Raw genomic sequence first — 18,350 nt, forward strand, 5'->3', positions numbered from 1 at the left:
TCCTCTAGATATTCGCAGCGACTTCGGCGGCATCGAGTGCCGCGGCGAGCCGCTTTTCTTCACCGTAATAGCGTGCACGCTCCCAGAATTTCGGCCGGCCGATGCCGGTCGAGCGATGACGGCCGATGATGCCGCCATTGGCGTCCTCACCGACGATGTCATAGAGGAACACGTCCTGGGTGATGATGGTGTCGCCTTCCATCCCCATCACCTCGGTGATGTGCGTGATGCGGCGCGAGCCGTCGCGCAGGCGGGCGGCCTGCACGATGACGTCGATAGAGGCGCAGATCATCTCGCGGATGGTGCGCGAGGGCAGCGAGAAGCCGCCCATGGTGATCATGGATTCGCAGCGCGACAGCGCTTCGCGCGGATTGTTGGCGTGCAGCGTGCCCATCGAGCCGTCATGGCCGGTGTTCATGGCCTGCAGAAGGTCGAACGCTTCCGGGCCGCGGACTTCGCCGACGATGATCCGCTCGGGGCGCATACGCAGGCAGTTGCGGACGAGCTCGCGCATGGTCACCTGGCCCTCGCCTTCGATATTCGGCGGGCGGGTTTCGAGGCGCACCACATGCGGCTGCTGCAGCTGCAGTTCCGCGGCGTCCTCGCAGGTGATGACGCGCTCGTCTTCGTCGATATAGTTGGTCAGGCAGTTCAGCAGCGTGGTCTTGCCGGAGCCGGTACCGCCGGAGATCAGGACGTTACAGCGCACGCGGCCGATGATCTGCAGGATCTGCGCGCCTTCCGGCGAGATGGCGCCGAATTTGACCAGCTGATCGAGGGTCAGCTTGTCTTTCTTGAACTTACGAATGGTCAGCGCAGGACCATCGATCGCCAGCGGCGGGACGATGGCGTTGACGCGTGAGCCATCGGCAAGACGGGCGTCACAGATCGGCGAGGATTCATCGACGCGGCGGCCGACCTGGCTGACGATGCGCTGGCAGATGTTCAGCAGCTGCTGATTGTCGCGGAAGCGGATGCCGGTCTTCTGGATGCGGCCGGCGACTTCGATGAACACCGTGCCGGCGCCGTTGACCATGATGTCGGCGATGTCGTCGCGCGCCAGCAGCGGCTCGAGTGGGCCATAGCCGAGCACGTCGTTGCAGATATCGTCGAGCAGTTCTTCCTGCTCGGCGATCGACATCACGATGTTCTTGATCGCGATGATCTCGTTGACGATGTCGCGGATTTCCTCGCGCGCGGATTCGCCATCGAGCTTGGCGAGCTGCGCAAGGTCGATCGCTTCGATCAGCGCGCCGAAGATGGTCGCCTTGACCTGATAATAATTGTCGGAGCGACGCTCGGCGACCGGCGGCGCAGGCGCGCGCGCCGGCGACAGCGGCGGGGACGCGACGGCAGGCGCAGGCGCTACGCTCGGCGCTGCCGGCGGAGGGCTGGGCCGAGGCGCACGAAGATCGGGCTCTGTTCCACTACGCTTACCAAACACGACTCAACTCCTTGCAGGTCGTCACTTCGACCGCAACTTCTCCAGCAGCGGGGCGAGGAAGGATCCTCGCGGCTTTTTCGTCTCGCCGCGGCCGGTGAGCCGTTGGGCGATCTGCAGGAACATCTCGGTGGTGCGATGATTGGCGGAAACTTCCGCAATCATCTGTCCGTTATTGGCAGCAGCGCCAAAAATCTGCGGCTCGAACGGGATCGTCGCAATCGGCGGCGTCTCGATGGCCTTGGCGAATTCAGCCGCGCTGATTTCCGGGCGCTTCGGCACGCCGACCTGGTTGAGGCAATAGAGCGGCGGCCGATCATTCGGCCGCGCGGCCTTGATCAGGTCATACATGTTCTTGGTGTTGCGCAGATTGGCGAGATCCGGCGAAGCGACGATGAGAATGTCGTCGGCGCCGATCAGCGCACGCTTGGTCCAGCCGGTCCATTGATGCGGCACGTCGAGCACGATGCAGGGCATGGTCGAGCGCAGCGTGTCGAAGATCGAATCGAACGCCTCGGTGCCGAAATCATAGACGCGCTCCAGCGTCGCCGGCGCAGCCAGCAGGCTGAGATGGTCGGTGCATTTCGACAGCAGGCGGTCGATGAAGGCGGTGTCGATACGGTCGGGCGAGAATACCGCATCCGCAATGCCCTGCGGCGGATCCTGGTTGTAATCGAGGCCGGCGGTGCCGAAGGCAAGATCGAGATCGGCGACGACCGAATCCAGTGCCAGATCGCGCGCGATCGCCCAGGCGACGTTATGCGCGATGGTGGATGCACCGACGCCGCCCTTGGCGCCGACCACGGCGATGATCCGGCCGACAGCCTTGGCTTCAGGGGCCGAGAACAGGCCACAGATTGAACGGACGACGTCGATGGTCACGACCGGCGCGATCACGTAATCGCTGACGCCGCGGCGCACCAGCTCGCGATACAGCGTGACGTCATTGACCTTGCCGATCACGATGACACGCGTGCCGGCATCGCAGACGGTGGCGAGATGGTCGAGCCCGCCGAGAATATCGGTGCGCGGCTCGGCTTCGAGCAGGATCACATTCGGCGTCGGCGCCGTGCGATAGGCCTCGATGGCGGCGGCCATGCCGCCCATCTGGATCTTGAGATGGGTCTTGCCCAGCCGGCGGTCTTCACCGGCGGCCTGCACGGCGGCGGCGGTTTCGACGGTTTCGCAGAATGCCTGGATCGAGACCCGGGGCGCTGGCGCGATATGCTCGTCCGCGGCCGTGGTCGGCGTGGCGGAGGGCAGTTCGTCGTCGGTCTTTTGCGCGTAACTGATCATTGGCCCACGCTGCTGATCTTGCCCTTATCCGCATCGGGATAAGTGGTGGCTGTGCCCTGGCCCTGGCGATACTTGTCGAGACCGAAGGTGCGGCGCGCGGCGTAGACAGGCGTCTCAGCGCGCGGTTGCACCAGATCGGACGGATTCGACACCATGGCCGCGAGATTGCGCTGCGAGGCGCAACCGAGATTGTAGTAAGGCCGGTTCGACATATAGCTCTTGTTCTTGATCGAGGCGCTGAGATCCTCCGGCCAGGTGCCGCAGGGACCAGCGGTCGCTCCGATCAGGGGATAGCCCACGCGGATCGTCGCGAACTGGCGTGGGTCGTTCGGCGTATAGTTGCGGCTCGCGATGGCATTCGGTGGCACGCCGGCGGCAGCGAGCAGCGAATAGACTTCGCGCCTGGAATCCTGCGCAGCGCGCGCGTTCGGCGTCTGCGCCGGCACCTCGACGGTGATCACGCCGGTGCCTTCGCGCAACCAGTTCTGTCCGAGGGCGATGACGTCGGCGCGCTGCGGCGCCGTCAGGCCGCCGCGGAAGCTGCCGACAAACACGTCGATGCTGTGCAGCCGCTCTTCCACCACGATCGGGTGGCGCTGGCGATAGTCGAAAGGAACACTTGTTGCGAGGTCATCCTGTGCAACGGTCTTGCAACCGCCGAGCGCGGCGGTGACACCGACGATTGCGGTCAGGATGGCGAGGCGTGAGTTTCTTTTGCTCTGGGTCATCTGTTTTCCCGCCTCAATCCGTGATGAAGCCGAAGGCGCCGCGATAGCCGCGGGCCGGCTCGGGCTTGCGGCCCGGTACGCCATAGATGCGATTGACGGTGCCGAGGAAGTCCGCCTGCGGATCGGACGCATCGACGAAGCCGTCATCCGGCCGCGACAGGTCTTTCTGCGCCACGGCGCGGACCACGTAAGGGGTCACGATCACCATCAGCTCGGTATTGTTGTTGACATAGTCGCGGCTCTTGAACAGCGCACCGAGCACCGGCACCTGTGCCATGCCGGGCAGGCCGCTCATCGCCTGCTTGGTCTGCTGCTTGATCAAGCCCGCCATGGCCATCGAACCGCCCGACGGAATCTCGAGCGTGGTATCGGCGCGGTTGGTCTTGATCGCGGGGATTTGCGTGCCGCTGATGGTGACCGAGTTTTCCTGCGACAGTTCCGAGACTTCGGTGGAGACGCGCAGGCTGATGCGGCCCTCGCTCAGCACCACCGGCGTGAAGCCGAGCGAGATACCGAACTTTTTGAAGGAGATCGAAACGGTACAGATACGGGTGGTGGGATCGCAGGTATTGCCGCCTGGGATCGGGAATTCACCACCCGCTAGGAAGTTTGCGGTTTCACCCGAAATCGCGGTCAGGCTCGGTTCGGCCAGCGTGCGGATGACGCCGGCATTCTCCATCGCCTTTAATGTTGCGGTGATTGATGGGCCGCTGCCGAAAGAGGCAGCAATCGAATTGCCATCGACCAGGGTCTTGCCGCTGGCTGTGAACGGATTGGTGTTGTTGAAATTGACGACCGAGGTGCCGTAGCTCAGCTTGCCCGACAGATCGACGCCGAGCTGCTTGACGATGTTGCGCTGAACTTCTGCGACCGTCACCTTGAGCATCACCTGGTCGCGGCCGCGCACCGAGATGTTGTTGACCACCTTGTCCATGCCGCCGGCAAGCCGCGCGGCGAGATCGGCAGCCTGCTGGGCCTCGACCTGGCTGGCGGCCGAGCCCATCAGCATGATGCCGTCGCCGAGACCTTCGACGCGGATATCAGCGGTCGGCATTGTTTGCTTCAGCGCGGCACGGATGCCGTTGAGATCGCGTGTCACTGCGATGTCGTAGGCAGCAATCTGCTGGCCGGCGCTATCGAAGAAGATGATATTGGTCTGGCCGACAGTGGCGCCGATGATGTAGGCACGTTGGGCCGAGCGAACCACCGCATTGGCAATCTTCGGATCGGCGACGAGCACGTCCTTCACGTCGCGCGGCAGGTCGATCACCACCGACTTCCCGATGCCCAGCGGCAGGAAGCGTGCGTTCAGCTGCCCCGCACCTGCAGCCTGGTCGAAGCTACGATCTGCCGCATCGGCGACAGGCAGCGCAGAGCCGAGCGTCAGCGCGGCGATGGCTGTCACCGAGAGCGCGCGTGCCATCAGGCTCCGCATCGATCCGCTCGTGGTTGTCATCGGCTTCATCGTCTGCGCCCTCGTCACTTCGTGACCGTCGCGGTCGACGAAACGCCGTACCGGACGATGTTGATGGTGCTACCGCGGCGGCGGGTAGCGGGATCCTCGCTGGGTGTTTCCGGCGCGTTGGCGTCGGCAAGCGCGCGCAGCGCGAGCGAAAGCGTGCCGCTCTGGCGGGCGCGTGCCAGCAATTCAGCCTGTTCCGGCTTCAATTCGAGCGTCGCGGTCTTGCCGACGACGTTGTTCTGCCCGTCCTTCTCCTTCGGCGCCTGATCGATGGCGAGCACGCGGATATTGCTGAGAATGATCTCGGACATCACATTGTCGGCGCCACCGCTGTCGGGGCCCTTGTCGCGCTTGGACAGGATCACATCGACGCGGTCATTCGGGAGGATGAAGCCGCCTGCACCGGTTTCCGGTGAGATTTCAGTGGAAACGGCGCGCATGCCCGAGGGCAGCACGGCGGCCATGAAGCCGGAGCCATTGGCACGCACGAGCTTCGCTTCTCGGATGGGTTCACCTGCGATGAAAGGCGAGCGCGCAATCGCGCCGGCCATCTGCGTCATCGCTTCAGGGCGTGTGTTGCGGGCGATCACATTGGCGCTGGCGGCGCTGCTCGGCCACGACTGCCACTGCATGTCGTCCGGGCCGATCGGCTGGCCCAGCGCGATATCGCCCTTGGCGACGAGGACGTCGGTGGTGGGGAGTTGTGCGACCTGCGGAGGAGGGGGCGGAGCGTCCGATGAGCTGGCGAGGTATAGCGCCACGCTGCCAGCACCGAGTGCAATGGCGAGGACCACAATACGTGCGGTATTCATACGCTTCACTTTCCACATTACGCTGCGACGCAGGCGCCGCTGTAGGGTGGAGTTGAGCAGTTATTCGTCAAAGCATGGTTAATGAGCGGTATCTAAATCGAGTTAACGATTTCTGGTCGGTATCAACCTAACGCGAGGCGGCTGAGATCGACGGCTTTGATCCACTGGGTTTCCGGATAGACCAGCAGCGCGCCGAGCGCGAGTGCGACGCCATAAGGGATGCCGCTGTCCTTGTGATGCAGGCGCAGCAGCCATTCCTGACGGCTCAGCGGGGACGGCAGCGGCCATTGCCTGGCCTGCAGCAGCAGCAGCGTCAGCGCGCCACCGAACAGCGACGCATAGACGAGATATTCCAGCAGGTGATCGAAGCCGAACCACAGTCCGGCGCAAGCGGCGAGCTTGGCGTCGCCGCCGCCGATCCAGCCGAACGAGAAACATGCGAAGGCGATGACCAATACGAGGCCGCCTGCGCCGAGATGCAGCAGGGCCGTGGAGGAGCTCATGCCGCCGAAAAAGGCGAGAAAGGCGAAGCCGGCGATCAGCAGCATCGAGATCCGGTTCGAGATCGTCATCGTGAAGAGGTCGCTGATCGCGGCATAGGCCATCAGGCCTGGAAACAGCAGGAGACGCGTCAAATCGAGGATCATGGCTTTAACGGTCCGTGCGGCAACGACGGCAAAGCGTAGCCTGCAGAAATGAATAATCGGAAAACAAGAGATTGTTTACCAAACCGCCGCGATCCGCACGATCACGGCAGCCAGCGCCAGCACGAGCGCGATACAGACAAGTCCGGCGGGCTCGCGCAGCGACATCTCGATCGCGTCGAGCAAGGGGCGTTGGGTCGCATTGTGTCTCATCGGCACGGCCTGGTACGCATATTGAAACTGTCCAACAAAAAAGGCTCCGGAAATCCGGAGCCTTTCTTGCAATCACGCCTCGAGCTTACTTCAGCGAGGTGTTGATCGAGCTGAACTTGCCGTTCAGGTTGGTGCCGAGGCCGTTGACGACGGCGATGATGGCGAGCGAGATGCCGGCAGCGATCAGGCCGTATTCGATCGCGGTGGCGCCAGACTCATCCTTCAGAAAACGCGAAACGAGGTTCTTCATAATACAAAACTCCATATGTGCACGTGGCTGTCGATCTTAGATGCCTGGTCTCCCCGGCGTTCTCAGCACCGTGACCATGTGCAGACCCTAGAAGTTTCGGATTGCAGTGCGGTTAATTCGATTGATGAAAGTCGATAGCATTTGTCTCTTCTTGTGCACGGTAAATGTCTACTTAAGACCATTCTAGAATGACTTAGGTGTCATCACACCACGCTTTCCCAACTTGGTTTATCGGTCCTTAAGTATGCGCCGGTAACTCTGAGGCGAGAAAACTGGTGAGATTCGAAAATGTCTTCATTGCCCATGGAAGTGCTGCACATGTTCGGCGACACCCTTCTGAAGGTGGTGCCGATCACGATCGCTATCGCTCTGGTCTTCACGGTGCTCACGCATTTCTGGGCATGCAATCCTGGCAAGCCCTGGTGGCGCAAGACCGAGATCGTCACCGACATCTGCTATTGGTTCTTCGTTCCGTTGATGACACGGGTGGTCCGCATCGGCCTTCTCGTGCTAGGAGCGGCCGTGGTGTTCAACATCCACGATCCGGACGAGCTGATCGCCTTTTACGAAAATGGCCACGGGCCGTTGGCGCAATTGCCGCTCTGGGTGCAGGCGATCCTGTTCCTCGTGGTCTCGGACTTCCTGCTCTACTGGTTCCACCGCATGTATCACGGCGGCGAGTTCTGGAAGTACCACGCCATCCATCATTCGTCGGAAGAAGTCGACTGGATCTCGGCGGCGCGCTTCCACCCGGTCAATCTCTTCCTTGGTACGGTCGCCGTCGATGTGGTGCTGCTGATGGCTGGCATCTCGCCCAACATCATGCTGTGGGTCGGTCCGTTCACGACGTTCCACTCGGCCTTCGTCCACGCCAATCTGAACTGGACCCTCGGGCCGTTCAAATATGTCCTCGCCACCCCGGTCTTTCACCGCTGGCATCACACTTCGCTGGAGCAGGGCGGCAATACGAATTTCGCCGGCACTTTTCCGCTCTGGGACATCCTGTTCGGCACGTTTCGGATGCCGGAGGGTGTGCTGCCGGACAATTACGGTGTTGATGGCGAGCCGCTGCCGAAGGAAATCGGAGGCCAATTGGCCTATCCGTTCCGGCAATTGAGCTCTGCAGCCAAGCAATAATGTGATCGAGCCCGGCGCCTTCGCCGGGCTTCGTCGTTAGGGACGACGCAATCGATACCGTCGTTTCCTGTTCCTTCACCAATTAACGGCACATTTGCCATGTCGGGCGCCGGCACCGCTGCGTATCTGCTTAGGCCGGCTCGTATCGTCCCGGAGTACAGGATGTCTTTTCTTTCGTTGCGTAGCCGCGCCTCTGCGGCCTTGATGATGCGGGCGCTCGCCGCCGGTCTCGTTCTCTTCCCCGTTGCCGGCCTGCCGGCGGCTGCCAATGACATGATCTCGGTCAATGTCGATCAGGCCAAGCTGGTCAAATTCCCCGAAAAGATCGCCACCATCGTGATCGGCAATCCGCTGATCGCCGATGTCACGCTGCAGCCAGGCGGCATGGTCGTGGTGACCGGCAAGGGCTATGGCGCCACCAATGTGATCGCGCTGGATCGTGCCGGCTCGGTTTTGATGGACCGCGTGGTGCAGGTGGAAGGGCCAACGGACAAGGTGGTCACCGTCTATCGCGGCACCGCGCGCGAGTCGTATAGCTGCACGCCCAATTGCGAGCGCCGTGTCACGCTGGGTGATGCGGAAAACTACTTCAAGTCGACCATGGATCAGGCCGGCGCCATCGGCGGGCAGGCGGCGACCACGGGGGCTGCAAGCGGCACGCCTGGCAAGGTCAACTGATTTCGCATGACGTTGTGTAGCCGCGCGAGAACGCGCGGCTCCATTGCCGTGACGGACATGGTTAAGCGATTGTTAACGGATCGGTCCATGTTGTCGCGATCCGGCGAAACACTTCTACAATCAGTTTTCGCTACAGCCTGACGGTAGATATTTCCATCCCGTCCGGATTCTGCAGATGCTGATACCGATCATTTCCTTTGTCGCCGTGATGAAACGGTTGCGATCTTTCCGGCGAAGCCAGGATGGTTCAGCCGCGGTCGAATTTGCGATGATTGCGCCGATGTTCTTCGCGCTGATCTTCGCTGTCATGGAAACCGGCATGGTGTTCATGGCCGGGCAGGTCCTGGAGACCGGCGTGGAGGATGGCGCGCGGCTCGTCTATACCAGCACCAGCGCCAGCGCGACCGATTTCAAGGCGGCGATCTGCGGCCGCGTCTCGGTGCTGATGGACTGCACGAAGCTCGATGTCGATGTCCGCTCCTTTGATCCCGGCGCGACGATCACCATCAATGATCCGATCGATGCCAGCGGCAAATATGTCTCCAACGGTTTCGTCTACCAGCCGCCGGCCTATTCTTCGAGCGGTCCGACCAGCAAGACGGTGGTTGTCCGCGCCTTCTATCAATGGCCGCTCTATGTGACGGGCCTCGGCTACAATATCGCGAATATCGATCGCGGTACGACGACGAACAAGCGGTTGCTCGCGGCGACCGCCGCGCTTGGCCCGCAGTAGCGAGAGGATCACGGGATGCCCATACTCGCTATTGCGCGCAAGCTACGATATCGCGCCGCCTCTCTGCGGCGTGATGACAGCGGCATCGCGGCGATCGAATTCGCCATGATCGCGCCAATGCTGGTGCTGATGCTGTTCGGCATCACCGATGTCGCAAATTATTTTGCGGTCGATCGCAAGGTCAGCCAGATCGCACAGACTGTTTCGGATCTCACCTCTCGCTACACGACGGTGCAGGAAAGTGATGTCACGAACTTCTTCACAGTCGCTGGCGCCATCGTGAATCCCTACGACAAGAACGCGTTGAAGACGACGATTCACCAGGTCTATCTGGATCCGAGCAGCAAGACGGCAAAGGTCGTGTGGAGCCGCGGCAGCGTGCCGCTCTCGAAGAATTCCGTTTATTCGGTGCCGGCCGGGCTCGTCAGCAAGGATGCGTCGGGCAACTGGTTGGCGAACCAGTATCTGATCGTCGGCGACGTCAAATATAATTATGTGCCGACCATCGGCTGGGTGCTGTCGAAAACGGGCATCACGGCGTCTGAGATTGCTTTCACCAAACCCAGGCAGATGACATGCGTGATGCTGGGCTCGACCTGCACGCCGAGCGGCGGCTGATCGCGACGATCGTCACGCGAAAGAGTTTCCGAAGAATGGGTTCGCCAAATAAGAAAGGCCGCGTCCGGGGACGCGGCCTTTCAAATTTTGCACGATCATCTGCAAGCGGCTGCTTGCGGAAAATCGTTAGCCGGCTGCGCGGAGGTTATCCGCCGACGACTTGCCCGAACGGCGATCGGCCACGATTTCGTAGCTGATCTTCTGGCCTTCGCGCAGCGTGCCGAGACCAGCGCGTTCGACGGCGCTGATGTGCACGAACACGTCGTTCCCGCCTTCGTCCGGCTGAATGAAGCCATAACCCTTGGTGGCGTTAAACCACTTCACGGTTCCCATGCTCACGAGGTAGTCCCTTCTCAAAGATAGTAGTAGTAACCCACGCCCTGGACGCAGGTTGGTTGGCATCGAATTTTTGGAAGGGTCGTCAGTCTAGACCGGCTGCACCGGGGTATAGAGAAGTCGTCCGGCCGAAAATCGATAGCAGTTACATTAGGGGAAGCTATTCCCTAAGACAATCCAGCCGCGCACGATTTTTTGATAGTATACGAATAAGCGAATGCGCCCCCGGTCCCGCGCATGACGAGTAGGTCATGCGCGGCGAGGGTCTATATTGCAGTGCGAACTGTCGACAGAAATAAAAGTCCGGACGCTTTAGCGGCGGCGGAAATTGCCGCGCGGCGGGCCTGACCGCGGCGGGCCGCCACCTGGACGTTCGTCCTTGTGACGGAAGATCAGTCGGCCCTTTTCCAGATCATAGGGCGACATCTCGATCGTCACGCGGTCGCCCGCCAGCGTCTTGATGCGGTTCTTCTTCATCTTGCCCGCCGTGTAGGCAATGATTTCGTGTCCGGCATCCAGCTGCACGCGATAGCGTGCATCTGGAAGGATTTCGGTCACCAGTCCTTCGAACTGGATCAGCTCTTCTTTAGCCATTCATTAGCTCCAGATCGGTCAGCGCTTAGCGCGGACGCTGGCTGCGGTTAGGGGTGGTGTTAGGTCGGCTCGGCCGATGAAGGAAGGCAACGCCTTGCATGCTTCCTTCTTTTCCAGCGGCTCCGCCCTGCTGGGCGGGACGTGGCTTCGACTCGTGCCGTGCATTTTCATGCCTTACGTTCTCGTGCCTTGGTCCGCTCTCGGTCCGCGCATGATCGCGGTTCGGTTGCGATGCGCCGCCACCGCCGCCGGGGCGGCGCCGATTGCGCGCGTTCTTGTTGCCGGGGGCTCCGTCCTGGCGATGAGCGTGCTGGGCGGGGCGACCGTTGCGCTGACCACCGCGATTCTGGGAAGGCGGCGGACCCACGTCATTCTTGCCGGGGGTGCGACGGTCTTCCTTCGGAAGCGCAACGCGGATCAGCTTTTCGATATCGCGCAGATACGCCATTTCCTCGCCGGCGCAAAGCGAGATTGCGATGCCTTCGGCGCCTGCACGGGCCGTACGGCCGATCCGGTGGACATAGGTTTCCGGCACGTTCGGCAGGTCGAAATTCACCACATGGGTGATGCCGTCGACGTCGATGCCGCGGGCGGCAATGTCGGTGGCGACCAGGGTGCGGACTTCGCCGGTGCGGAATTGGGCCAGCGTGCGCTCACGATGGTTCTGCGACTTGTTGCCGTGGATGGCGGCAGCAGCGATGCCGGCGCGCTCGAGGCCCTTCACGACCTTGTCGGCGCCGTGCTTGGTGCGGGTGAACACCAGCGCGCGGTTGACCTGTTCGGTCTTGAGGATGTGCGACAGGATCGAGGGCTTGGCCGAGTGATCGACCAGCAGGATCTTCTGGGTGATGCGCTCGACGGTCGAGGACACCGGGGTCACGGCGACGCGGGCCGGGTCGCGGAGCATGTGCTCGGCGAGATCGGCGATATCCTTCGGCATGGTGGCCGAGAAGAACAGCGTCTGGCGCTTGATCGGGAGCTTGGCGACAACCTTACGGATGTCGTTGATGAAGCCCATGTCGAGCATGCGGTCGGCCTCGTCGAGGACGAGGAATTCCACCATGTTGAGCTTCAGCGCATTGCCCTGCACGAGGTCGAGCAGGCGGCCCGGGGTCGCGACGAGGACGTCCACGCCCTGCATCAGCGAACGGACCTGGCGGCCCATCGGCACGCCGCCGATCGCCAGCGCCGAGGACAGGTTCATGTGGCGGCCATAGGCATTGAAGCTGTCGAGGATCTGGCCGGACAGTTCGCGGGTCGGGCTCAGCACCAGCACGCGGCAGGTCTTGGGCTGCGGCTTGACGCGGTGTTCGAGCAGGCGATGAAGAATAGGGAGTGCGAAAGAAGCGGTCTTGCCGGTGCCGGTCTGGGCGATGCCGATCACGTCCTTGCCGGTGATGGCAATGGGGATGGTCTGGGCCTGGATCGGGGTCGGCGTGGTGTAGTTTTCTTCCTTGAGCGCACGGGTAATGGGATCGGCGAGGCCGAATTCCTGAAAGGTGGTCAAAAGATGTGTCTTTCCATAAAGGCGTATCGCACCCGGCCGATATGCCAGAGCGGCAATATCAGAGGCGCACGCGAGTGTGTCTTGGGGACACCCGCGTGTTTGGGGCGTCATTCTGGTTAGCTGAAAGAGGCAAGCCAGAAACCGCTGGTGCTCTGGACGTCAGAGTGAGGCGGGATCAGAACACGCGGCTCGCAAGGACCCGATGATTCTCAAGGTCGTATCGGATCATATGGAACACGATCCAGGCTTATTCAAGGTGAAACCGTCGCGAGCCGGAACGATGACAAAATGCCGCTGCGAGAAATTTAGACAGTTACCGACTTTTGCACTCGTTTTAATCTGCTTGCCGCGGGTGTGATCAAAAATTTTGCACATAAAATAAGCTAGCTGATTTTGTGATCATGACGGCGATTTAAAATGATGCAGACTTACCAATAACTTAACGAGTAAAAGGTCGCTGGCACACTTCTTGCGATTCCTTGGACGTCCGGCCGTGGGGCCGTTCGCAGTGAATTTCGTCTGCGTCCAGGGAGAGACCGCACATGATCCGCCACTTCACCAATTCATTTTCCAAGCCGCTATCCCGGCGCAGCGTCATGGCTGCAGCTGCCGGGCTGGCGCTCGGCCTGTCGGCTGTGTCCGCAGCCCGGGCCGCCGACGACACCATCAAGGTCGGCGTGCTGCATTCGCTGTCCGGTACCATGGCCATTTCCGAGACCACGCTGAAGGACACCGTCCTGTTCATGATCGATGAGCAGAACAAGAAGGGTGGCGTGCTCGGCAAGAAGCTGGAAGCCGTCGTTGTCGATCCCGCCTCGAACTGGCCGCTGTTCGCCGAAAAAGCCCGCGAGCTGATCACCAAGGACAAGGTCGCCGTCGTGTTCGGCTGCTGGACCTCGGTGTCCCGCAAGTCGGTGCTCCCCGTGTTCAAGGAGCTCAACAACATCCTGTTCTACCCCGTGCAATATGAGGGCGAAGAGTCCGAGCGCAACGTGTTCTACACCGGCGCCGCTCCGAACCAGCAGGCGATCCCGGCGGTCGATTACCTGATGAAGGACGAGAAAGTGAAGCGCTGGGTGCTGGCCGGCACCGACTACGTCTATCCGCGCACCACCAACAAGATCCTGGAAGCCTACTTGAAGTCGAAGGGCGTCAAGCAGGAAGACATCATGATCAACTACACGCCGTTCGGTCATTCCGATTGGCAGACGATCGTGGCCGACATCAAGAAGTTCGGCTCGGCTGGCAAGAAGACCGCGGTGGTCTCGACCATCAATGGCGACGCCAACGTTCCATTCTACAAGGAGCTCGGCAACCAGGGCATCAAGGCGACCGACATTCCGGTGGTGGCATTCTCGGTGGGTGAAGAAGAACTCGCTGGCATCGACACCAAGCCGCTGCTCGGCCATCTCGCTGCCTGGAACTACTTCCAGTCCATCAAGGATCCGGAGAACGAGAAGTTCATCAAGTCCTGGCAGGCCTATACCAAGAACCCGAAGCGCGTGACCAACGACCCGATGGAAGCCACCGTGATCGGCTTCAACATGTGGGTGAAGGCGGTGGAGAAGGCCAAGTCCATCGAAGCCGACAAGGTCATCGACACCCTGCCGGGCATCGAGGCCAAGAACCTCACCGGCGGCACCTCGAAGATGCTGCCGAACCACCACATCACCAAGCCGGTCTTTATTGGCGAGATCAAGGGCAACGGCCAGTTCGACGTGGTCTGGAAGACCCCGGCGCTGGTGGCTGGCGATGCCTGGTCGAAGGAGCTTGATGGCTCCAAGGACCTGATCGGCGACTGGGTCGGCAAGAAGTGCGGCAACTACAACACCAAGACCAACAAGTGCGGCGGTCAGGGTTCGTAAGTTCGGTCGCTACATCCCCGTCATTGCGAGGAGCGTAGCGACGAAGCAATCCAGTTCTGCCTTTGCTTTGCTTTCTGGATTGCTTCGCTGCGCTCGCAATGACGACACGTTTTCCTCCCGAGACTGGAGAAGGCGGTTTACCGCCGCCTTCTCCCCCTTTTTCCCGCCGGGGACTTTAGAGTGATCCATCTCTTTGAACGCTGCCGCGCGATTGCGCTCGCCTGCCTGCTTCTGGCCGCGACCGCCATTCCCGCACTGGCCGGTCCTTTCGAGGATGCCGTCGCCAAATTCGCCAATGACGATTTTTCCGATACGGACGAAGCCGTCGGCATCATCGCCACATCGGGCAATCCGCAGGCCTTCGCGATCATTAGCGCGCTGCAGGAAGGCCGGCTGTTTGCCGACGCCGACAGCAAGAAGGTCTATGTCACCGGCGCCGACGGCAAAAGCGCCGATGCCGCGACTGGCACCGCCGTCTCCGAAGTCCCATCCGGCGCCGCCGCGGTCCGCCTGAACAACCGTCTCCGCCGCAATATCGAATCCGCCCTCGGCGGCCTGACCCTGATGTCGCCCGATCCCGCCAAGCGGATCGCCTCGGCGCAGTCGGTGTTCAAAAGCCACGAGACCGCGATGCTGCCGGTGATCGACACGGCGCTGGAGAAGGAAACCAACAAGGCCGCAAAGCTGGCCTTCACCGAGGCTCGCGCCGCCATCATCCTGTTCAAGGAAGACGCGACCGAAGCCGAGAAGATCGCTGCGATTGCCGTGATCAAGGCCCGCGCCGATCAGGACGCGCTCGCGATCCTCACCGGCCTGCCGGCCGACCAGACCGTCGGCGTCACCCGCACCGCCGCCAGCGCCATCACCGCCATCAACAGCCGCCAGACCCTGTGGTCGATCGGCCAGAATGCCTGGTATGGCCTGTCGCTCGGTTCCGTGCTGCTGCTCGCCGCCATCGGCCTCGCCATCACCTTCGGCGTCATGGGCGTCATCAATATGGCCCATGGCGAGATGGTGATGATCGGCGCCTATGTCACCTTCGTGGTGCAGGACATCATCCGCACCTCCTATCCCGGCCTGTTCGACTATTCGCTGCTGATGGCCGTGCCGCTCGCCTTCCTCACCGCCGGCATCCTCGGCATCATCATCGAGCGCACCATCATCCGCTTTCTCTATGGCCGCCCGCTGGAGACGCTGCTCGCCACATGGGGGCTGTCGCTGGTGCTGCAGCAGGCGATCCGCACCATGTTCGGTCCGACCAACCGCGAGGTCGGCAATCCCTCCTGGATGTCCGGCGCTTTCGAACTGGGCCAGATCACCATCACCTATAACCGCCTATGGATCCTCTGCTTCACGCTCGCCGTGTTCGTGATCCTGCTGGCCATGCTGCGCTACACCGCCATGGGCCTGGAAATGCGGGCCGTGACCCAGAACCGTCGCATGGCGGCCTCCATGGGCATCGCGACCTCGCGTGTCGATGCGCTGACCTTCGGTCTCGGCTCCGGCATTGCGGGCATCGCAGGCGTGGCGCTATCGCAGATCGACAATGTCTCGCCCAATCTCGGCCAGAGCTACATCATCGATTCATTCATGGTCGTGGTGTTCGGCGGGGTCGGCAATCTCTGGGGCACGCTGGTCGGCGCGCTCTCGCTCGGCATCGCGAATAAGTTTCTCGAGCCGGTCGCTGGTGCCGTGCTCGGCAAGATCGCCATTCTGGTGCTGATCATCCTGTTCATCCAGAAACGCCCGCGCGGCCTGTTCGCACTCAAGGGCAGGGCGATCGAAGCATGATGATGTTGAACCCCATGCTTCGCAGCATCCACAAAACTCCATCCCTCATCCTGAGGAGCCGCGCAGCGGCGTCTCGAAGGATGGCCCCACACTCCCCCGTGGTTCGAGACGGCGCTGAAGAAGCGTCTCCTCACCATGAGGGTCTCGGTGTGTGTGGCTCGATCCAGAGGGTTTGCCCATGACCCCGTATTTCCTCACCCGCACCCTTGATCGCAGCGCGACCATCTTCATCCTGATTGTCGCCGCCGTCGGCATCGTTTTGCCGCTGCTCAATCTGCTGCTGCCGGCGGATTCGCCGCTGCAGGTGCCGACCTATCTGATCTCGCTATTCGGCAAATATGTCTGCTACGCCATCCTCGCGCTCTCCATCGATCTGATCTGGGGCTATTGCGGCATTCTCTCGCTCGGCCACGGCGCCTTCTTCGCGCTCGGCGGCTATGCCATGGGCATGTATCTGATGCGCCAGATCGGCGCCCGTGGCGTCTATGGCAATCCGGTGCTGCCGGATTTCATGGTGTTCCTGAACTACAAGGCGCTGCCCTGGTACTGGTACGGCTTTGACATGTTCTGGTTCGCCGCGTTGATGGTGCTTGTGGTGCCGGGCCTGCTCGCCTTTGCCTTCGGTTGGCTCGCCTTCCGCTCGCGCGTCACCGGCGTGTATCTGTCCATCATCACCCAGGCGATGACCTATGCCCTGCTGCTCGCCTTCTTCCGCAACGACTTCGGCTTCGGCGGCAATAACGGCCTGACAGATTTCAAGGACATTCTGGGCTTCGCCATCCAGACCGACGGCACGCGCGCCGCCTTGTTTTCGCTCAGTTGTCTCGCTTTGATCGGCGCTTTCGTCCTGTGCCGCGCGATCGTCACCTCAAAGCTCGGCAAGGTGCTGATCGCGGTGCGCGATGCGGAATCGCGGACGCGCTTCCTCGGCTATCGCGTCGAGAGCTATAAGCTGTTCGTGTTCACGCTGTCGGCCTGCATGGCCGGTGTCGCCGGCGCGCTCTATGTGCCGCAGGTCGGCATCATCAATCCCGGCGAATTCGCGCCGGGCAATTCCATCGAAGCCGTCATCTGGGTCGCCGTCGGTGGCCGCGGCACATTGGTCGGCGCTGCTCTGGGCGCTGTCGTGGTGAACTATGCCAAGACGTTCTTCACGTCGGGCGCGCTCGCGCCGTACTGGCTGTTCATGCTGGGCGCGCTGTTCATCCTGGTGACACTGCTGCTGCCCAAGGGCATCATCGGCACCATCAATGCCTGGCAGGACGGTCGCAAGGCACGTGACACCGCAAATGCCGACAGCGCCGCCGCGGAAGATGGCATCATCAAACCCGATCTGGAGAAGGCATGATGGTGTCAGCCGAACTCACCGCGGTCGATCCGCAGGTCGCCGCCCGCGAGGCCGAGGCGCGCCAGAAGCGCATCACCTCCGCGCAGCTCTATCTCGACGGCGTGCATGTCTCCTTCGATGGCTTCCACGCCATCAACAATCTCTCGATGGTGCTCGCCCCCGGCGAGATGCGGGCCATCATCGGCCCCAACGGCGCCGGCAAGACCACGATGATGGACATCATCACCGGCAAGACCAAGCCGGACGAGGGTGATGTCTATTTCGATGGTGTGCACGACCTCACGCTGCTGGACGAAACCGAAATCGCCAAACTCGGCATCGGCCGCAAATTCCAGAAACCGACGGTGTTCGAGAGCCAGACCATCCAGGACAATCTGTTGCTGGCGCTGAATGTCGATCACAGCGTGCGTGGCACCCTGTTCTGGCGCGGCAGCCGGAACGAGGCCGAGCGCATCGACAAGGTGCTGGAGACCATCCGCCTCACCGATGCCCGCGATCGTCTGGCCGGCAATCTCTCCCATGGCCAGAAGCAATGGCTGGAGATCGGCATGTTGCTGGCGCAGGATCCAAAGGTGCTGCTGGTGGACGAGCCCGTGGCGGGCATGACCGATGTGGAAACCCATCAGACCGCTGAATTGCTGAAGGCCATCAATCGCGACAACAAGACGGTGATGGTGGTCGAGCACGACATGACCTTCGTGCGCGAACTCGGCGTCAAGGTCACCTGCCTGCATGAAGGCACGGTGCTGGCCGAAGGCACCATCGACGATGTGTCGACCAATGACCGTGTGGTCGAAGTCTATCTGGGGCGGTGACGATGTGCGCCACACCCACAGTTGTCATCGCCCGCGAAAGCGGGCGATCCAGTAGACACTGGCCCCGGTGCTTGAACCGAGA

Annotated in this window: 19 protein-coding genes; 8 read left to right on the forward strand and 11 right to left on the reverse strand. The window is 61.6% G+C overall.

The annotated features are described in order from the left end of the window. Positions 1 to 4: 4 nt before the first annotated feature. From AC1RQ5_RS07015 to AC1RQ5_RS07050, 8 genes are all read right to left on the reverse strand, one after another. The gene (locus AC1RQ5_RS07015; protein ID WP_398480075.1) at positions 5 to 1,444 is read right to left on the reverse strand and encodes a TadA family conjugal transfer-associated ATPase; all 1,440 of its coding nucleotides are present in this window, start codon (positions 1,442 to 1,444) and stop codon (positions 5 to 7) included. A gap of 21 nt (positions 1,445 to 1,465) precedes the next feature. Beyond that, positions 1,466 to 2,737, reverse strand: a complete 1,272-nt coding sequence (locus AC1RQ5_RS07020) for a CpaE/TadZ family protein (protein ID WP_398480077.1) — start codon at positions 2,735 to 2,737, stop codon at positions 1,466 to 1,468. Continuing rightward, positions 2,734 to 3,465 (reverse strand): CpaD family pilus assembly protein, encoded by a 732-nt coding sequence (locus AC1RQ5_RS07025; protein ID WP_493197861.1) that lies wholly within the window; start codon positions 3,463 to 3,465, stop codon positions 2,734 to 2,736. Before AC1RQ5_RS07025 ends, AC1RQ5_RS07020 begins: the two co-directional genes overlap by 4 nt. 13 nt (positions 3,466 to 3,478) lie before the next feature. Next, on the reverse strand, positions 3,479 to 4,921 hold the full coding sequence (locus AC1RQ5_RS07030; protein ID WP_398480081.1) for a type II and III secretion system protein family protein: 1,443 nt from the start codon (positions 4,919 to 4,921) through the stop codon (positions 3,479 to 3,481). A gap of 23 nt (positions 4,922 to 4,944) precedes the next feature. After that, positions 4,945 to 5,739 carry a Flp pilus assembly protein CpaB gene (gene cpaB / locus AC1RQ5_RS07035; protein WP_398480084.1) on the reverse strand — a complete coding sequence of 265 codons (795 nt, stop codon included), beginning with the start codon at positions 5,737 to 5,739 and terminating at the stop codon, positions 4,945 to 4,947. Between the two features lie 122 nt (positions 5,740 to 5,861). Further along, on the reverse strand, positions 5,862 to 6,386 hold the full coding sequence (locus AC1RQ5_RS07040; RefSeq protein ID WP_398480086.1) for an A24 family peptidase: 525 nt from the start codon (positions 6,384 to 6,386) through the stop codon (positions 5,862 to 5,864). Between the two features lie 75 nt (positions 6,387 to 6,461). Beyond that, positions 6,462 to 6,596, reverse strand: a complete 135-nt coding sequence (locus AC1RQ5_RS07045; RefSeq protein ID WP_493197863.1) for a hypothetical protein — start codon at positions 6,594 to 6,596, stop codon at positions 6,462 to 6,464. Between the two features lie 85 nt (positions 6,597 to 6,681). Beyond that, positions 6,682 to 6,846: a Flp family type IVb pilin gene (locus tag AC1RQ5_RS07050; RefSeq protein WP_398480090.1), complete on the reverse strand. Its 165-nt coding sequence runs from the start codon at positions 6,844 to 6,846 to the stop codon at positions 6,682 to 6,684. A gap of 288 nt (positions 6,847 to 7,134) precedes the next feature. Between AC1RQ5_RS07050 and AC1RQ5_RS07055 the strand changes: the two genes are divergently transcribed. From AC1RQ5_RS07055 to AC1RQ5_RS07070, 4 genes are all read left to right on the forward strand, one after another. After that, positions 7,135 to 7,983, forward strand: coding sequence for a sterol desaturase family protein (locus tag AC1RQ5_RS07055; protein ID WP_493197865.1), 849 nt, complete (start codon positions 7,135 to 7,137; stop codon positions 7,981 to 7,983). Between the two features lie 162 nt (positions 7,984 to 8,145). Then, complete coding sequence (locus tag AC1RQ5_RS07060; RefSeq protein ID WP_398480094.1) at positions 8,146 to 8,661, forward strand: pilus assembly protein N-terminal domain-containing protein; 516 nt, start codon at positions 8,146 to 8,148, stop codon at positions 8,659 to 8,661. A 175-nt stretch (positions 8,662 to 8,836) separates the two neighbouring features. Beyond that, the gene (locus tag AC1RQ5_RS07065) at positions 8,837 to 9,394 is read left to right on the forward strand and encodes a TadE/TadG family type IV pilus assembly protein (protein WP_493197867.1); all 558 of its coding nucleotides are present in this window, start codon (positions 8,837 to 8,839) and stop codon (positions 9,392 to 9,394) included. Between the two features lie 15 nt (positions 9,395 to 9,409). After that, complete coding sequence (locus tag AC1RQ5_RS07070; protein ID WP_398480098.1) at positions 9,410 to 10,012, forward strand: TadE/TadG family type IV pilus assembly protein; 603 nt, start codon at positions 9,410 to 9,412, stop codon at positions 10,010 to 10,012. 126 nt (positions 10,013 to 10,138) lie between these two features. Here the strand turns inward: AC1RQ5_RS07070 and AC1RQ5_RS07075 are convergent, their stop codons facing one another. From AC1RQ5_RS07075 to AC1RQ5_RS07085, 3 genes are all read right to left on the reverse strand, one after another. Further along, entirely contained in the window at positions 10,139 to 10,351 is a 213-nt protein-coding gene (locus AC1RQ5_RS07075) for a cold-shock protein (RefSeq protein ID WP_016842648.1), read from the reverse strand. A 309-nt stretch (positions 10,352 to 10,660) separates the two neighbouring features. Continuing rightward, complete coding sequence (gene infA / locus AC1RQ5_RS07080; RefSeq protein WP_211910085.1) at positions 10,661 to 10,942, reverse strand: translation initiation factor IF-1; 282 nt, start codon at positions 10,940 to 10,942, stop codon at positions 10,661 to 10,663. A gap of 25 nt (positions 10,943 to 10,967) precedes the next feature. Then, positions 10,968 to 12,449 (reverse strand): DEAD/DEAH box helicase, encoded by a 1,482-nt coding sequence (locus tag AC1RQ5_RS07085; protein WP_398480100.1) that lies wholly within the window; start codon positions 12,447 to 12,449, stop codon positions 10,968 to 10,970. 542 nt (positions 12,450 to 12,991) lie between these two features. Here AC1RQ5_RS07085 and urtA point away from each other — a divergent pair. From urtA to urtD, 4 genes are all read left to right on the forward strand, one after another. After that, positions 12,992 to 14,314 carry an urea ABC transporter substrate-binding protein gene (gene urtA / locus AC1RQ5_RS07090; protein WP_398480102.1) on the forward strand — a complete coding sequence of 441 codons (1,323 nt, stop codon included), beginning with the start codon at positions 12,992 to 12,994 and terminating at the stop codon, positions 14,312 to 14,314. Positions 14,315 to 14,494: 180 nt separating this feature from the next. After that, positions 14,495 to 16,105, forward strand: a complete 1,611-nt coding sequence (urtB, locus tag AC1RQ5_RS07095; protein WP_493197870.1) for an urea ABC transporter permease subunit UrtB — start codon at positions 14,495 to 14,497, stop codon at positions 16,103 to 16,105. Between the two features lie 178 nt (positions 16,106 to 16,283). After that, the gene (gene urtC, locus AC1RQ5_RS07100) at positions 16,284 to 17,453 is read left to right on the forward strand and encodes an urea ABC transporter permease subunit UrtC (RefSeq protein ID WP_493197871.1); all 1,170 of its coding nucleotides are present in this window, start codon (positions 16,284 to 16,286) and stop codon (positions 17,451 to 17,453) included. Positions 17,454 to 17,524: 71 nt separating this feature from the next. After that, the gene (gene urtD, locus AC1RQ5_RS07105) at positions 17,525 to 18,268 is read left to right on the forward strand and encodes an urea ABC transporter ATP-binding protein UrtD (protein ID WP_493203338.1); all 744 of its coding nucleotides are present in this window, start codon (positions 17,525 to 17,527) and stop codon (positions 18,266 to 18,268) included. Positions 18,269 to 18,350: the final 82 nt, after the last annotated feature.

The organism is Tardiphaga sp. GW821-FHT12E02, from assembly GCF_058807155.1.

Excerpts from the sequence above, each read along its gene's own strand:
- AC1RQ5_RS07065 (WP_493197867.1), top strand. The coding sequence starts at position 8,837 with ATGCTGATACCGATCATTTCCTTTGTCGCCGTGATGAAACGGTTGCGA.
- AC1RQ5_RS07060 (WP_398480094.1), top strand. The coding sequence starts at position 8,146 with ATGTCTTTTCTTTCGTTGCGTAGCCGCGCCTCTGCGGCCTTGATGATG.
- AC1RQ5_RS07040 (WP_398480086.1), bottom strand. The coding sequence starts at position 6,386 with ATGATCCTCGATTTGACGCGTCTCCTGCTGTTTCCAGGCCTGATGGCC.
- urtC (WP_493197871.1), top strand. The coding sequence starts at position 16,284 with ATGACCCCGTATTTCCTCACCCGCACCCTTGATCGCAGCGCGACCATC.
- AC1RQ5_RS07055 (WP_493197865.1), top strand. The coding sequence starts at position 7,135 with ATGTCTTCATTGCCCATGGAAGTGCTGCACATGTTCGGCGACACCCTT.
- AC1RQ5_RS07050 (WP_398480090.1), bottom strand. The coding sequence starts at position 6,846 with ATGAAGAACCTCGTTTCGCGTTTTCTGAAGGATGAGTCTGGCGCCACC.
- AC1RQ5_RS07030 (WP_398480081.1), bottom strand. The coding sequence starts at position 4,921 with ATGACAACCACGAGCGGATCGATGCGGAGCCTGATGGCACGCGCGCTC.
- urtA (WP_398480102.1), top strand. The coding sequence starts at position 12,992 with ATGATCCGCCACTTCACCAATTCATTTTCCAAGCCGCTATCCCGGCGC.
- AC1RQ5_RS07020 (WP_398480077.1), bottom strand. The coding sequence starts at position 2,737 with ATGATCAGTTACGCGCAAAAGACCGACGACGAACTGCCCTCCGCCACG.
- infA (WP_211910085.1), bottom strand. The coding sequence starts at position 10,942 with ATGGCTAAAGAAGAGCTGATCCAGTTCGAAGGACTGGTGACCGAAATC.
- AC1RQ5_RS07070 (WP_398480098.1), top strand. The coding sequence starts at position 9,410 with ATGCCCATACTCGCTATTGCGCGCAAGCTACGATATCGCGCCGCCTCT.
- AC1RQ5_RS07025 (WP_493197861.1), bottom strand. The coding sequence starts at position 3,465 with ATGACCCAGAGCAAAAGAAACTCACGCCTCGCCATCCTGACCGCAATC.
- AC1RQ5_RS07045 (WP_493197863.1), bottom strand. The coding sequence starts at position 6,596 with ATGAGACACAATGCGACCCAACGCCCCTTGCTCGACGCGATCGAGATG.
- cpaB (WP_398480084.1), bottom strand. The coding sequence starts at position 5,739 with ATGAATACCGCACGTATTGTGGTCCTCGCCATTGCACTCGGTGCTGGC.